The 13,699-nt window shown below is 65.9% G+C and carries 14 protein-coding genes; 7 read left to right on the top strand and 7 right to left on the bottom strand.

What is annotated here, in order from left to right; translation table 11 throughout:
- Positions 1-35: 35 nt before the first annotated feature.
- From IB225_RS14545 to IB225_RS14530, 4 genes are all read right to left on the bottom strand, one after another.
- Complete coding sequence (locus IB225_RS14545) at positions 36-773, bottom strand: pilin (RefSeq protein ID WP_192311989.1); 738 nt, start codon at positions 771-773, stop codon at positions 36-38.
- Between the two features lie 26 nt (positions 774-799).
- Complete coding sequence (locus tag IB225_RS14540; RefSeq protein WP_192311988.1) at positions 800-1,273, bottom strand: DUF494 family protein; 474 nt, start codon at positions 1,271-1,273, stop codon at positions 800-802.
- On the bottom strand, positions 1,270-2,448 hold the full coding sequence (gene dprA / locus IB225_RS14535; protein WP_192311987.1) for a DNA-processing protein DprA: 1,179 nt from the start codon (positions 2,446-2,448) through the stop codon (positions 1,270-1,272). Before dprA ends, IB225_RS14540 begins: the two co-directional genes overlap by 4 nt.
- Before the next feature lie 78 nt (positions 2,449-2,526).
- Positions 2,527-3,651, bottom strand: coding sequence for a LysM peptidoglycan-binding domain-containing protein (locus IB225_RS14530; protein WP_192311986.1), 1,125 nt, complete (start codon positions 3,649-3,651; stop codon positions 2,527-2,529).
- Between the two features lie 132 nt (positions 3,652-3,783).
- On the opposite strand from IB225_RS14530, the gene def reads away from it, so the two are divergent.
- The 4 genes from def to IB225_RS14510 all read left to right on the top strand — a co-directional run bounded on the left by def (position 3,784) and on the right by IB225_RS14510 (position 7,995).
- Positions 3,784-4,296 carry a peptide deformylase gene (gene def, locus IB225_RS14525; protein WP_192311985.1) on the top strand — a complete coding sequence of 171 codons (513 nt, stop codon included), beginning with the start codon at positions 3,784-3,786 and terminating at the stop codon, positions 4,294-4,296.
- A gap of 73 nt (positions 4,297-4,369) precedes the next feature.
- Positions 4,370-5,290 carry a methionyl-tRNA formyltransferase gene (gene fmt / locus IB225_RS14520; RefSeq protein ID WP_192311984.1) on the top strand — a complete coding sequence of 307 codons (921 nt, stop codon included), beginning with the start codon at positions 4,370-4,372 and terminating at the stop codon, positions 5,288-5,290.
- Positions 5,287-6,582, top strand: coding sequence for a 16S rRNA (cytosine(967)-C(5))-methyltransferase RsmB (rsmB, locus tag IB225_RS14515; protein ID WP_345776627.1), 1,296 nt, complete (start codon positions 5,287-5,289; stop codon positions 6,580-6,582). The genes fmt and rsmB overlap by 4 nt, the downstream gene beginning before the upstream one ends.
- A 135-nt stretch (positions 6,583-6,717) precedes the next feature.
- The gene (locus IB225_RS14510; protein WP_192311983.1) at positions 6,718-7,995 is read left to right on the top strand and encodes an O-antigen ligase family protein; all 1,278 of its coding nucleotides are present in this window, start codon (positions 6,718-6,720) and stop codon (positions 7,993-7,995) included.
- Between the two features lie 27 nt (positions 7,996-8,022).
- Here the strand turns inward: IB225_RS14510 and IB225_RS14505 are convergent, their stop codons facing one another.
- From IB225_RS14505 to IB225_RS14495, 3 genes are read right to left on the bottom strand one after another with little or no spacing between them, the layout of a single operon-like run.
- A complete protein-coding gene (locus IB225_RS14505) occupies positions 8,023-8,910 on the bottom strand; it encodes a glycosyltransferase family 2 protein (RefSeq protein WP_192311982.1) in 888 nt (295 codons plus the stop codon).
- Positions 8,907-9,818 (bottom strand): glycosyltransferase family 2 protein, encoded by a 912-nt coding sequence (locus IB225_RS14500; protein WP_192311981.1) that lies wholly within the window; start codon positions 9,816-9,818, stop codon positions 8,907-8,909. Before IB225_RS14500 ends, IB225_RS14505 begins: the two co-directional genes overlap by 4 nt.
- Complete coding sequence (locus tag IB225_RS14495) at positions 9,815-10,759, bottom strand: UDP-glucuronic acid decarboxylase family protein (RefSeq protein ID WP_192311980.1); 945 nt, start codon at positions 10,757-10,759, stop codon at positions 9,815-9,817. Before IB225_RS14495 ends, IB225_RS14500 begins: the two co-directional genes overlap by 4 nt.
- A 156-nt stretch (positions 10,760-10,915) precedes the next feature.
- On the opposite strand from IB225_RS14495, the gene IB225_RS14490 reads away from it, so the two are divergent.
- The 3 genes from IB225_RS14490 to IB225_RS14480 all read left to right on the top strand — a co-directional run bounded on the left by IB225_RS14490 (position 10,916) and on the right by IB225_RS14480 (position 13,698).
- Positions 10,916-11,731 (top strand): glycosyltransferase family 2 protein, encoded by an 816-nt coding sequence (locus IB225_RS14490; RefSeq protein ID WP_192311979.1) that lies wholly within the window; start codon positions 10,916-10,918, stop codon positions 11,729-11,731.
- Complete coding sequence (locus IB225_RS14485) at positions 11,731-12,759, top strand: CDP-glycerol glycerophosphotransferase family protein (RefSeq protein WP_192311978.1); 1,029 nt, start codon at positions 11,731-11,733, stop codon at positions 12,757-12,759. Before IB225_RS14490 ends, IB225_RS14485 begins: the two co-directional genes overlap by 1 nt.
- 108 nt (positions 12,760-12,867) lie before the next feature.
- Complete coding sequence (locus IB225_RS14480) at positions 12,868-13,698, top strand: glycosyltransferase family 2 protein (RefSeq protein WP_192311977.1); 831 nt, start codon at positions 12,868-12,870, stop codon at positions 13,696-13,698.
- Position 13,699 lies beyond the last annotated feature (1 nt).

Genomic DNA, 13,699 nt, shown 5'->3' with positions numbered 1-13,699 from the left:
GAAAAGCGTGGCCCGCGTCGCCACGCTGACGTTGTTCAACCGCGACAGTCGACGGGCAGCCACTTGTCGGCGATTTCCGACGAGCAGTTCCACTCGCTGTTGTCGCTGCCGAGATCCCACCACAGTTTCCCGCCGTCGATCTCGGTATTGCCCGTGTTGCCGAATTCCAGTTCGAACCCGCAGGTGCCGTCGTCGAATTCGCCGACGGTTGCGCGCGTGATGTAGGTGCCTGCGTAGCTCTCGGGTGTCCCGATGCCGTCCTCGCCATTGCCCGGGCAGCGCCCTTCGCCGGTGCGGATCGCTTCCACCTGCAGCTTGAGCGGCTGGCTCTCGGCGATGGCCTGGGACACCTTGGAACGCACCACGTAATCGTTGTACGCGGGAATGGAGATCGCGGCGAGGATGGCGCCGATGCCCAGGCAGGGCACCAGCAGCACGGCAGCGACGATCAGCGCGATCTTGCCGCCGGACATGCGGGGTTTCGCGGCGGGCGCGACAGGCTCGCGCAACAGGCGGTCGTGCGGCCCCGCGGTGGCGGTGGGAGCCGGCGCGGCGCGGGGGACCGGCGGCGGCAAGGTGGCCGTTTCCGCAGGGGAGGGATTCAGGCCGATTTCGTCGGCGAAGTCGCGCAGCGGCTGCCACTGCGCCATGCCTTCGCGCCAGACCAGGCTGTCCAGCGCAACACGTCCGAAACGATAGTGGGTGACCAGTTCATCCGACGAGACCGGACCGTGCTGCTCACGGTTCCGGTCGGCGTAATACCAACCCGACATGCTTCCCCCTGAAGCGGATCAACGCCTCAGTGTACCGGCTCGGGCTCGTCGGCAAACATCTGGGTTTCCATCCATGCATAGGCGGCTTCCGAGCCAGGCTGGTTGAACAGCACCATCAGTACGACCCACTTGAGGTCGTCCAGGTCCAGCTCGTCCTGGTCCAGGGCCATCGCGCGGTCCAGCACCAGCTCGCGCTGGTCGGCGTCCAGCACGCCGTGCTGCTCCAGGAACAGCAGGAAGCCGCGGCACTCGACGTCCAGCTTCTCGAGCTCCGGCCCGTGGAAGACGCGGGTCGGGCCGCCGACGCGCGGCGCGGACGCGGCGGGACGCTGGTCCGCCAGGGCGTCCAGCCAGTCGAAGGCCTTGCTGATCTCGGTGGGGCTGAAGCCGGCCTGGATCAGGCCGTTCTGGAGAGAGTCGCGGTCGCGGACAGGGTCCGCGTCTTCGGTGAAGTAGTGTTCAAACAGGTACAGCAGTACGTCCAGGATGCTCTCTTTCATTGCCCCTCGGCCTGCGTCATCGACGCTGTGGAGGTGAAGAAACCGGTCTTTCTCTGGTATCGGCCGTGTTCCGCCGTTACTAAGCCATCCAGTTCCATGACCAGCAGCATGGAGGACAGTTCCGCGGCCGTCAATCCGGTTCGTGAGACGAGTTGATCCATACCTGTTGGGTCATGACCGAGTGCTTCCCACAAGCACTGGTAGTCACGGTCCTGGCGGAAGGGCGTCTCGCCCGGGCCTGCGATCACCCCCGATTCAGCCTCGCCCAACCGTGCACGCAGGGCGTCGGCCAAGTCGGCAGCCAGATGCGCGAGCGCGTCGACGACTTCCCGCGGCTCCTCCACCAGGGCGGCACCGTCGCGGATCAAGCGGTGGCAGCCGCGCGCTTTCGGGTTATGGATCGAGCCGGGGACGGCGAAGACTTCGCGTCCTGCCTCGCCTGCCTGGCGGGCGGTGATCAGCGCCCCGGACTGCTCCGCCGCTTCGACGACCAGCGTACCCAGGGTCAATCCGGCCAGGATCCGGTTGCGGGCAGGAAAGTGGCTGCGCAACGCAGGCGTGCCGGGTGGATGTTCGCTGACCACCGCGCCCTGTGCAGCCAGCCGGTCGCGCAGGCGGTCATGTGCAGGCGGATAGGTGACATCAGGGCCGGTGCCGACCACGGCCACCGTGGTGCCGCTGCCCACGGCCAGCGCCGCTTCGTGCGCCACTGCGTCGATGCCTCGCGCCATGCCGCTGACCACGACGATGCCTGCCGACGCGAGGGAGCGTGCGAAGTAGTGGGCGTTGTCGCGGCCACCGCTGGTCGGCGTCCGGCTGCCGACAATGGCGACGGCGGGCCGCCAGAGCAGCCCGGGATCGCCGTCCACGAACAGGGCCAAGGGTGGGCTGGACATCGCGCGCAGCGGCGCCGGGTAGTCGGCGTCGTGCCAACCGACCAGGTGGTGTCCCGGTGCCTGCAGCCAGCGCTCGGTGCGGGCCAGCGCGCCGTCGGCATCGCCGCCTCGCAGACGTGCGATCTGCGAGCCATCCAGTCCGTCTTCCCGCCAGGCATCGGTACCGGCGGCGAGGGCGGCGGCAGGCGAGCCGCATCGCTCCAGCAGGCGCCGGCGGGCCAGGACAGGGCCGCCCGCCAGCACCAGCCGGGCCAGTGCAATCAGGTCATCGTTGAGCATGAGGCCAGCGTAGGCCGCATACGGCGACGGCGCCCTCGGGCGCCGTCGTGGTCTTGCGTAGGACTTGCCTGACGCGCGTCAGTAGGTCGCGTCGGGGTGCTTCAGTTCATAGCCGACGCGGGTGGCTTCCACGCCTTCCATCACCAGCGCATAGCTGACCTTGTCGAACGTGCGGAACACCATCGCATGGCTGGCGTACTCGTCCGGCAGGGCAACGCGTCCGGCACCCGATTTCGGCGTCTCGCTGATGCGTGAGGATTCCGGATGCGCCATGCGGTTGGCGGTGTGGCTGCCGTTGCGCCAGATCGAGAACACGGTGCCGTTGTCGACGCCGTCCAGGCGGCCGCCCGAAATCGCGATCACGTCACGCGTGCCGCCTGAGGTCAGGGCGTCCGCCACGGCCAGCACGCGCAGCTTGCCAGCCGGATCGGTGGTAGGCGGGTGCGGGAAGAAGTGCAGATCGTAGGGCTGCGCATCGACCGGGATCAGACGGTCGCCAACGCGCACCTCATGGCCGCCGATGTCGGCGACCAGCGTGCTGACCTCCGTGCCCGGCACGACGCCGCGGGTGAAGGTGGCCACATTGACCTTGGCCAGCTCGTAGCCGAGGAAGGCGCCCTTGCCGCTCTGCTCGACGATGTCCTTCCACTGGTCGACTTCGCCACGGATCGTCCGGCCGCGGAAGTCCAGGTCCTGGGCGCGCGGGTTGTCGGTGAACTTGGCGGTGGGGCGCACGACCAGGAAGCGCTGGCCGGCCTGTCCGCCATCCAGGCCGCGGACGTAGATGTTGTGGCCGCCGGAACCGCGCAGGCGATCCTCGTCCAGTCCTGCCACATGCGGCAGCTGCTCGAAGCTGTCGACTACGCGGCGGTCCTTCAGGTAGGCCTCGATGTCGGACAGCGGGATGGCATTGAGCGGCGCTTCCTGGCGCGGACCCGGCTGAACCGCCACGCGGTCCAGATAGGCCAGGCTGATGACGTCGCCGGGATAGATCAGGTGCGGGTTCTGGATCTGCGGGTTGGCCTGCCAGATTTCCGGCCACAGCCACGGCTTCTTCAGGAAGCGGGCCGAGATGTCCCACAGCGTGTCGCCACGCTTGACCACATAGGTATCAGGATGGCTTCCCGCCATCTCGGCGGCAGCCGCATAGGTGCCGACGGTCAGCACCGCGACGGCGAAAACCGTACGAAAACATTTAAACATGGCGGTATCTACCTGATTCCCCGACAGGTGGTCAGCACTATAGTCCAGAAAACCCGGCGCAACGCAAGCGCCCGCGTTAGAATTCGTGAGGCCTTGCCGGATTCCACTGGCGCCCCCATCCCGAGACGTACCATGGCCCTGCTCCCCATCCTCGAATTCCCCGATCCGCGCCTGCGCACGAAGGCGGCACCGATCGACGCTGCGCATGTGACGACGCCCGCATTCCAGCGTCTGCTCGACGACATGTTCGAGACCATGTACGACGCCCCGGGCATTGGCCTGGCGGCCAGCCAGGTGGATGTACACCAGCGCTTCATGGTTATCGACATCAGCGAAGAGAAGAACCAGCCGCAGGTCTTCATCAACCCCGAGTTGAGCGACAAGGCAGGTGAGCAGGTCTATCAGGAAGGTTGCCTCTCGGTGCCCGGCATCTTCGCCGATGTCACCCGTGCCGATGAGATCACCGTGCGCTTCCTCGACCGCCAGGGCCAGCCGCAGGAACTGCGTGCCGACGGTCTGCTGGCCGTGTGCATCCAGCATGAGATGGACCACCTGGACGGCAAGCTGTTCGTCGACTACCTCTCGCCGCTGAAGCGCGAGATGGTGCGCAAGAAGCTGGCGAAGCAACGCAAGCACGTGGCCTGATCGCCGCGCCACGGGATCGGACGCACGGGATGCTCCCGCCGGTTCCGTCCTCCTTTTTCGAAGCCAGTCCCCCATGAGAATCGTCTTCGCCGGCACGCCGGCTTTCGCCGTTCCCTGCCTGCGCGCGGCGCATGCCCACCACGAAGTGGTCGCGGTCTACACCCAGCCGGACCGGCCGGCTGGCCGTGGCCGAGGCCTGACGCCGTCGCCGGTGAAGCTGGAGGCGATCCAGCGCGGCATCCCGGTGCTGCAGCCGCTGTCGCTGAAGAAGAAGTCCACCCAGGACGCGCTGCGCGAGATGCAGCCGGACGTGATGATCGTGGTGGCATACGGCCTGATCCTGCCGCAGGCAGTGCTGGACATTCCCCAGTACGGCTGCTGGAACGTGCACGCGTCGCTGCTGCCACGGTGGCGTGGCGCCGCGCCGATCCAACGCGCCATCGAGGCCGGCGACGACGAGACCGGCGTCTGCCTGATGCAGATGGAAGCCGGCCTGGACACCGGACCGGTGCTGTTGGCGCAAAGCCTGCCGATCGGGCCCGACGACACCGGCGGCCAGTTGCATGACCGGCTCTCAGACCTGGGTGCACAGGTGCTGCGCGATGCCTTGGGCCTGTTGCGGGCTGGCGTCCGGTTGCCCCCGCACCCGCAGTCGGAGGTGGGCGTCGAGTACGCGCACAAGCTGGACAAGGCGGAGGCCAAGCTGGACTGGACGCAGCCCGCCGACCAGCTGGCGCGCAAGGTGCGCGCCTTCAACCCATGGCCTGTCGCCGAAGCGCAGGTCGCTGGCGAGCGCCTGCGCATCCACGGTGCCGTCGCGATCGACCAGGTGCATGGCGCAGCGCCGGGCACCTTGTTGGCCGTCAGCCGGCAGGGACTGGACATCGCCTGTGGTAGGGGCGTGCTGCGTCTGCGCGTGGTCCAGCGCGAAGGCGGCAAGGCGATCACGGCGGCGGACTACCTCAATGCGCGGCGCGACCTGGTGTCGCCGTGACCACGCAGGCCGGGGTGGCGGTGCGGGTGCTCGCGGCCCGCGTCGTGGATGCGGTGATGTATCGCGGTCGTTCGCTGAAGGCCGAACTGGCCACGAACCTGCCCCGCATCGAGGATCCGCGCGACCGCGCGCTGCTTGAAGCGATCTGTTTTGCGGTGCTGCGCGCGCGTGCGCGCAGCGATGCCGCGCTCGCGGCGTGGATGGCCAAGCCGCTGGGACGTGCTGACAACGAGCTGCGCGCGCTATTGCACGTAGGGTTCGCGCAGTTGGTGGTGATGGAACTGCCGGCCCATGCCGCGCTGTCCGCGACCGTTGAGGCGGTGCGCGCGCTCGGGCGCCCCCATCAGGACAAGCTGGTCAACGCGCTTTTGAGGCGTGCACAGCGCGAAGGTCTGCCGGAGGCGCCTGCTGACGCCTTGTGGCCGGCCTGGCTGCGGCGGCAGGTACGCGAGGACTGGCCAGCGGAGGCGAACGCGATCTTCGCGGCCAGCCAGCACGAAGCGCCGCTCTGGCTGCGGGTCAACTCGCGACATGGCACTCGCGAGGCCTACCGACAGCGCTTGCATGAAGCCGGCATCGCAGCCGAACCGGTTGAGGGCATGGCGGATGCTCTGGTCCTGCAGACCCCTGTGGCGGCCACCGCCCTGCCGGGCTTCACTGCGGGCGATGTCTCCGTACAGGACGGCGCTGCGCAACAGGTGGCCGACCTGTTCGCGGATCTTCCTCCCGGCGCGCGCGTGCTGGACATGTGCGCAGCGCCCGGCGGCAAGACCGCGCACTTGCTCGAACGCGATCCTTCATTGCAGGTGCTGGCGCTGGATGTCGACGAGCGTCGCCTGCAGCGCGTGCGCGAGACGCTTGGGCGCGTCGGCGTGGAGGCAACGTTGCGCGCAGCTGATGCGGCCGACACGGCAGCGTGGTGGGATGGCCAACCCTTCGATGCGGTGTTGCTGGATGCCCCCTGTTCGGCGACCGGCATCGTGCGCCGGCAGCCGGATGTGCTGCTGCATCGGCGCCCCGAGGACCTGGTCGCGCTGACGGCGCTCCAGTCCCGTTTGCTAGACGTCGCCTGGCAGGTGCTGCGGCGTGGCGGGGTGCTGGTCTACGCCACCTGTTCGATCCTGTCGTCCGAAAACACCGCGCAGATCACGCATTTCCTTGAGCGCACGAAGGATGCGGTGCCGGGAGACCTTCCCGAATCGCTGGGCCGACAAACGGCGACGGCTGCGCAGCGGTTGCCAGGAGAGCAGGCGATGGATGGCTTCTTCTATGCGGTGATGCGGAAGGCCTGACGCAGCATCGTCGTCCCGCAAGTGCGGGCATTGTCCAGGCGCTCGTCGTTCATGCTTCCTTGACGCTGACACAGCGATCTCTACGGGATACTCGCCGTCCACGCGCTCCGTAGCGCGCCGTGCCCGGACATCGGAATGTCGGTTGCCTCGCTCCACGTGCAGGAGCGCACGTTCTCCACCCTGCCCTGGATCATCGGGCGCATGTCGATGTGGATGGCAGCGTTCAGTGCGTGCGGCTTACTGGTCGTGCCCAAGGGGCTGTCTCTTTTCGCGGTGACACTGGTGATTGCCACGCTGCTGGCACTGCCGCAGGCGTTTGCACGGCAGCGCCCACCACTGCCCGGCGCGATCCGCTGGCTCGCGGTGCTTGCTGCTGCCTTGGTGCTGACGGCAGGCGTGTCCGCCGTCTGGTCGGGCGCCGGATGGAATGCGTTGGATAATCCATCCCGACTGCTGCTGTTGCCCTGGTGCGCGTGGCTGATGTGGATGTATCGATTGTCGGCATCCGCCTTGGGGTGGGGGGCAGTGGCAGGATTGCTGGTGGCCTGCGCGATCTCGATGGTCGAGGCGAGTCAGGGTGTCGGTCGCGCAGGGGGCGGCATCAACCCCATCGTATTTGCGAACGCGGTCCTGGCCTTGCTGGTGCTCGCCGTTTTCTGCAGGCCTGCCATGCCGAAGATCGCGGTGCGGTGTCTGCTGGTCGCGGTAGTCGCCATCGCTGCAGTGACGATCACGTTCAGTGGATCGCGTGGCGCTCTGCCGGGCCTAGCGCTGGTGCTCGTCGCGACGATGGCGGGCGGTCACGTCGGACGCTGGAAGAGGATCGCGGTTGCGTCGGTCGTACTGCTGGTGGCGTCGTTACTGGTATGGAACGTGTCGTGGCTGTCATCCAAGTTCAGACTGGATGACGTGCAGATGGAGGTCGAGCGCTATGCGCTCGGTGACGTGGATACGCCGGTGGGCGCCAGATTGGCGCTGTGGGGCGTCGCGTGGAAGGCCGTTAGTGAGTCACCGATGTCGGGCGTCGGCATCGAGGGTTTCGAGGCCAGGATCGATGCGAGCCCTTACTGTCAGCAGGGGCCGCGGCATTTCTGCGATCTCAACCATGCACACAACGATCTGGCGCAGTGGGCCTCGACCATGGGCATTCCCGGACTGGGTGCGTTGCTGGCGCTGTACCTCGTCCCGTTTCTGCTGGCGACTCGCTTGCTACGCAAGGCATCCGCATCGAGCGGTGACGGCGTGGCTGCGCGATCCTGCGCCCTGCTGATCGCGGCCTACGTCGTATCCGGACTTACCCAGTCCATGTTCGCGCATGCGCTGAGTGCCAGCGCCTATGCGATCTTCGTCGGGATGCTGCTTGGCGCCGCTGTGGCGCGAGTGGATCCGGTGACTCGCGTTGCGCCAGAATGAAACGCGGGCAGTGCGCCGTTGGCTCCGTTACGCAGCGCGCACTGCGCGCGAACGCGGAATTTCGAGATCCGGCGTCTGCAACGCGTTCTCTTGGTGTGCAAGATGCGAGTCCAGCCCGATCGGGCTTCGCGTGTAGTCACCTTTCAGTGCTTCCGCGATAAGCCTGTCGTTGGGACTGGTTTCGCCATCGTGCCGTTCGGGGTGGTAGAGGTGGGTCGCCAGTCCGGCAAAGCGGAGCGAGCGGCGCTTAATGCCGGCCCGGACGGCGCGGACGGCGAGGTCGACGTCCTCCCGTCCCCATCCCTCGTAGCGCTCGTCGAATCCATTGAGTGCAACCAGGTCTGAGTGCCACCACCCCTGGTTGCAGGTCTTGATCGCTTTCAACGAGGTGCCTTCGCTTGCATCCGCAATCAGCGTGGCGAGCCAGGGCAGGCGAAGCGTATGGCGGCGGCGGCGGATGCCGCGATCGAAGAAGCCCAGCGTATTCCGATCGCTGGCCATCAGATCGTCACGCCCGGTCTCGTCGGTCAGGACGCGCATGCCCTGGATGAAAGAACCCGGCCGGGCGGCCGCGAGATGATCCGCGATGAATGACGGGTGCGGCACCATGTCACCGTCCAGCATGATCACGTACTCGCCGGTGGCTGCCGCGATCGCGCGGTTGCGCGACAGCGCGGCACGGAAGCCCTGGTCGGGCTGCCAGCTGTGGCGGAGCGTGACGGGATACCACTGGGCGATGGACGCGATGCGCGCCCGGGTCTGCTCGCCGGAGCCATCATCGGCCACGATGACTTCGTGCGGCAGCATGGTCTGGGCGGCCAGTGCCAGCAGCACCTTCTCCAGCGCCTCGGGCCAGTTGTAGGTGGTGACGAGGACGCTGACGGTGTCCGGGCGCGAGGTGGCGTGCATGGTCATGCTTTTCCTTTGCGGCGACCGGCAAGGATGCCCACCGCCCGCTCCCAGCGCTTCCACCACGGCGCCGCACCGCGCAGGGCGAGCGACGCGTAGCGTTTGCGCTCGCCACGGGATGGCGAAACCTTCGTGCGATATTCGTACTTGCTCAGATCGGCGGCCGAACGGTCGAGCCCGACGATGGCGGCGTAGTGGTTGATGATGCCGAGATTTCGCATGCGGTTGCGATACAACGAGACTGGATCGCGCCGCGTGGCCCACCATCCGTTCTTGCCGTGCGAGCGATAACGGACATTGCCGGTGGGCAGGAAGTACTTGCGTGCGCCCAGGATGCTGGCCCCATGGACGACACAGGCGTCCGCGCACAGACGCCACAGCGCGTCGAAGGATGCCGGAAGGTCCAGTGTGCGCAGTGCCCACGGGCGACGCAGGGACAGCGCCGACGTCGGTGCCCCGTACCAAGGATGCAGGATCAGCGTGCTGATCGCAGTGAAACCCAGGTCAACGGCCTTCTCATCGAACCGGATGTGTTCTTCGTCGTCGCCAAAGACATGCAGGTCGCTGAAGACGAAATCGATATCGCGACGCGCGTCGTAGAGTTCGCCGATGGCTTCCAGGTAACCGGGTTCCCAGAGGTCGTCCGCATCAAGAAAACAGACGACGTCGGCATTCGTTGCCAGCACGCCTTTCCGGAAGGCCGCCAGCTGTCCCTGGTTCTCTCCGAACAGCAAGGTGACGCGCGCGTCGTTGCTGTAGCGTTCGCGAAGCAGGTCGGGCGAGCCATCGGTGGAACCGTCGTCCACGACGATCACCTGCAAGGGTGCCCGCCGTTGCGCAAGCGCGCTGTCGACCGCGGCCTCGACGAAGGACCGGTAGTTGTAGTTGGTGACGACGACGGCGAAGCTCGTCATGCGCTTTCCCGCAACAGCTGGCGGAAATAGTCGATGGTCCTGCGCAGGCCTTCGTCGAGCGCGATCTTCGGTTCCCAGTCCAGTTTCTGTTTCGCGAGCGCGATATCGGGCTGGCGCTGGCGCGGGTCGTCGTGAGGCAGCGGCTGGAACGCGAGCTTCGATCGTCCGCCGACCAGTGTGATTACCTTCTCGGCGAGCTCCAGCATGCTGAATTCGCTCGGATTGCCGATGTTGATCGGTCCGGTGAAGCCGCGCTCGGTGTCCATCATCCGCTGCATCGCCTCGATCAGGTCATCCACGTAGCAGAAGCTGCGTGTCTGGCTGCCGTCGCCGTAGATGGTGATGTCCTGCCCGCGTAGCGCCTGGACGATGAAATTCGACACCACGCGTCCGTCGTTCGGATGCATGCGCGGGCCGTACGTGTTGAAGATCCGCACCACCTTGATGTCGAGCTCGTGCTGGCGGAAATAGTCGAAGAACAGGGTTTCGGCGCACCGCTTGCCTTCGTCGTAGCAGCTGCGGATGCCGATGGGATTGACGCGTCCCCAGTAGTCCTCCTTCTGCGGATGCACTTCCGGATCGCCATATACCTCACTCGTCGAGGCCTGCAGGATGCGCGCATCCAAGCGTTTGGCCAGTCCCAGCATGTTGATGGCACCATGCACGCTGGTCTTGGTGGTCTGCACGGGATCGTGCTGGTAATGCACCGGCGATGCGGGGCAGGCGAGGTTGAAGATCCTGTCCACCTCCACGTACAGCGGGAACGTCACGTCATGACGCATCAGCTCGAAGCGGGGATGGCCAAGCAGATGGGCCACATTCTGCTTGCTGCCGGTGAAGAAGTTGTCGACACACAGTACGTCGTGGCCTTGTTCGACCAATCGCTCGCACAGGTGCGACCCGAGGAAGCCGGCTCCGCCGGTGACCAGGATGCGCTGCATGGGGGGGTGGTGGGGGGAAAGTCGCAATTGTCCGGGGACGGCGTGTCAGTGCTAGGTGGTATTGAGAAGCGAGACAGCCGTCAGTCATATAAGTCGGCGAAATGGCGATTTCGCGGGCGCTCGCGTCATCGCGCGCGTGGGCTCTAGAATGTGTCTATGTCGACCTTGCCCCTGTCCCTCGTGGTCATCACCCAGAACGAGGCGGCCAACATTGGCAGGTGCCTTGATAGCGTGCGGTTCGTCGCAGAAAAGCTGGTTGTCGACAGTGGCAGTCAGGACGATACCGTTGCGATTGCGCGGGCGCATGGCGCCAAAGTGGTGCATCAGGACTGGCTGGGCTTTGGGCCCCAGCGCAATTTCGCCAGTACCCAGGCGGCACATGATTGGATCCTCGTGCTGGATGCGGACGAGTTCCTGTCTCCGGAACTGGCCTCGCAGCTGGAGGCCGGGCTGCCCACGCTGATGGCCTCGGGCAAGGCGGGTGCCTGGCTGCGTCGGCGAACGTGGCTGATGGGTGGGCCGATGCGCTGGTACCGACCGATGGTCGGTGAGCGCTCGGCGCGCCTCTATCATCGCGGCCGCGCGCGCTGGACGGACGTGCGCGTCCACGAGTCCTTGCGATTCGACGGCGAGACGACGGAATTCAAGGCGCCGTTCAACCACGCCGACAATCCCAGTCTGGTGCACAAGCAGTTGAAGGTGCTGCGCTACAGCGAGCTGAAGGCGCTGGACTGGCGTGACAAGCAGCGGCCGGTACAGATGTGGCTGAGTCCGCTCGTCTACCTGTCGGCTTTCATCAAGGACTATCTGCTGCGACTGGCTTTCCTGGATGGCTGGCGCGGTTTCATCATTGCGCAGACGGCGGCCAGCTACGCCCTCTACAAGCGCATGCGTTACTACGAGATGCTGCACAACCCCGCCTCGGTCGACGCCGCGCATCGCAAGCTCGCCCGCCACGAACTGGAACACTGATGGCCAAGCACTATCTTCTCTACGGCTCGGAGCGCTATGCGCTCGCCATCCTTCGTCCCGTGCAGGACGCCATCCGTGCGCGCGGCGACGAGGCTGCGTGGTTCTTCGATGGACCCGGCGCAGAGGACCTGCGCCCGGACGAGAAGCTGCTGGCGACCACGGAAGAGGTCCGGCGCTGGAGTGCCATCGCCGTGATCACCGGCAGCAATGCGGTGCCGCATTTTTTTCCTGGTGTGAAGGTCGAGACGTTCCATGGCTTCGATGCCGGAAAGCCGCGGCACATCTATATCCGCGGCTTCTTCGACCTCTACTGCACCACCGGACCGAACGACACGCGCGCGTTCTCGGATATCGCCGAGCGCGTTGGCCACTTCAAGGTCGTCGAGACCGGCTGGCCGAAGATCGATCCCTTCATGAAGGACATCGCCGGTGGCCTGCCGCCGGTACGGAAGCCGCCCGTCATCCTTTACCACTCCACGTTCTCGCCTTCGTGGAGCGCGGCGGAGACGTTGTACGAGGAAGTGAAGCGGTTGTCGCGTAGCGGCGAGTGGTACTGGATCGTGACGTTCCATCCCAAGATGAACCCGGACACGGTGGCGAAGTTCCGTGCGCTCGAGAGCGAGTACCTGCGGTTCGCCGACGACGACAACATCCTCGACCTGTTTCCGCAGGTCGACATGATGTGTTCCGACACCTCGTCGGCGCTGAATGAGTTCCTGCTCACGCACAAGCCGGTGGTGACGTTCAAGAACCGTCGTCCGGGCCCGCAGCTGATCGACATCGATGACGCATCGCAATTCGAGCCGGCGATCCGCCGTGCACTGGAGCGTCCGCCGGCGCTCATGCAGGCGATCGTCGACTACGCGGACAGCATCCATCCGTATCGCGATGGCCGGTCGAGCGAGCGCGTGCTGGATGCCATCGATGCGTTCATCGCTTCGGGGGCGCGCAACCCCAGGCCAAAGCCGATGAACCTGTGGCGCAAGCTGAAGATCCGCCGTCGCATCGGCTACTGGGGCCCGGCCTGACACCAGGCCGATCGTCACTACCAGCTGTCATCAAGGCGCGGGACAATCCACGTGGGAGCAGGCGCCGTGCCAGGGTCACGGGCGCCGCACGGGTGGGGGAGGAGCACCATGAACATCACGGTCATTGCCAGTACGTACAACGCCGAGGAGTGGCTTGAGAAGGTCCTGCTCGGTTATCGCAACCAGAGCTGGCGAAACTTCGAACTGATCGTTGCCGACGATGGCTCCCGCGATACGACCCGCGCGCTGGTGGAGCGCTTTGCCGCCGATTTTCCGGTGCCGCTGCGGCATGTGTGGCACGAAGATGATGGCTACCGTCGCCAGGAGATCCTCAACGTCGCCATCCTGGAGGCGAAGCACGACTACATCCTGTTCACCGACGGTGACTGCATTCCACGCCGCGATTTCGTGCAGGTCCACGCCGAACAGGCCGAGCCGGGCCGCTTCCTGTCGGGCGGCTACTGCAAGCTCAGCATGAAGCTAAGCAAGGCCATCACCGCCGCCGACATCCTCGATGGCCGCTGTTTCGACCGCGGTTGGTTGCGCGGACAGGACCGCCTTGGTCTGTCGAATACGCTGAAACTGGGGGCCGGCAAGGTGGCCGGCGGTCTGCTGGATACCCTCACCACAACGCGGGCGACGTTCAACAACTGCAACTCGTCCGCATGGAAGGCGGATCTGCTGGCGATCAACGGATACGACGAGCGGATGAAGTACGGAGGGCCCGACCGTGAACTCGGCGAACGGCTGGAGAACTACGGTATCCGTGGCAAGCAGATCCGCCATCGGGCTGTCTGCGTGCACTTGGACCACGCGCGAGGCTACAAGACCCGCGAATCGGTGGAGCGCAATCTAGCGATCCGTGCGCAGACGCGCGCCCAGCGAATCACCTGGACACCGTACGGCATCGACAAGTCCGCCCACCACCAGGCGGGTTGAA

It is taken from the genome of Pseudoxanthomonas sp. PXM02 (genome assembly GCF_014851805.1).
Classification (GTDB): Bacteria; Pseudomonadota; Gammaproteobacteria; order Xanthomonadales; family Xanthomonadaceae; genus Pseudoxanthomonas_A.
This window is presented reverse-complemented; position numbering and strand designations above follow the sequence as displayed.

Bases quoted from the DNA above. Each gene is read 5' to 3' on its own strand.
- IB225_RS14545 (WP_192311989.1), bottom strand. From the start codon at position 773: ATGTCGGGTTGGTATTACGCCGACCGGAACCGTGAGCAGCACGGTCCG.
- IB225_RS14540 (WP_192311988.1), bottom strand. From the start codon at position 1,273: ATGAAAGAGAGCATCCTGGACGTACTGCTGTACCTGTTTGAACACTAC.
- dprA (WP_192311987.1), bottom strand. From the start codon at position 2,448: ATGCTCAACGATGACCTGATTGCACTGGCCCGGCTGGTGCTGGCGGGC.
- IB225_RS14530 (WP_192311986.1), bottom strand. From the start codon at position 3,651: ATGTTTAAATGTTTTCGTACGGTTTTCGCCGTCGCGGTGCTGACCGTC.
- def (WP_192311985.1), top strand. From the start codon at position 3,784: ATGGCCCTGCTCCCCATCCTCGAATTCCCCGATCCGCGCCTGCGCACG.
- fmt (WP_192311984.1), top strand. From the start codon at position 4,370: ATGAGAATCGTCTTCGCCGGCACGCCGGCTTTCGCCGTTCCCTGCCTG.
- IB225_RS14510 (WP_192311983.1), top strand. From the start codon at position 6,718: ATGTCGGTTGCCTCGCTCCACGTGCAGGAGCGCACGTTCTCCACCCTG.
- IB225_RS14505 (WP_192311982.1), bottom strand. From the start codon at position 8,910: ATGACCATGCACGCCACCTCGCGCCCGGACACCGTCAGCGTCCTCGTC.
- IB225_RS14500 (WP_192311981.1), bottom strand. From the start codon at position 9,818: ATGACGAGCTTCGCCGTCGTCGTCACCAACTACAACTACCGGTCCTTC.
- IB225_RS14495 (WP_192311980.1), bottom strand. From the start codon at position 10,759: ATGCAGCGCATCCTGGTCACCGGCGGAGCCGGCTTCCTCGGGTCGCAC.
- IB225_RS14490 (WP_192311979.1), top strand. From the start codon at position 10,916: ATGTCGACCTTGCCCCTGTCCCTCGTGGTCATCACCCAGAACGAGGCG.
- IB225_RS14485 (WP_192311978.1), top strand. From the start codon at position 11,731: ATGGCCAAGCACTATCTTCTCTACGGCTCGGAGCGCTATGCGCTCGCC.
- IB225_RS14480 (WP_192311977.1), top strand. From the start codon at position 12,868: ATGAACATCACGGTCATTGCCAGTACGTACAACGCCGAGGAGTGGCTT.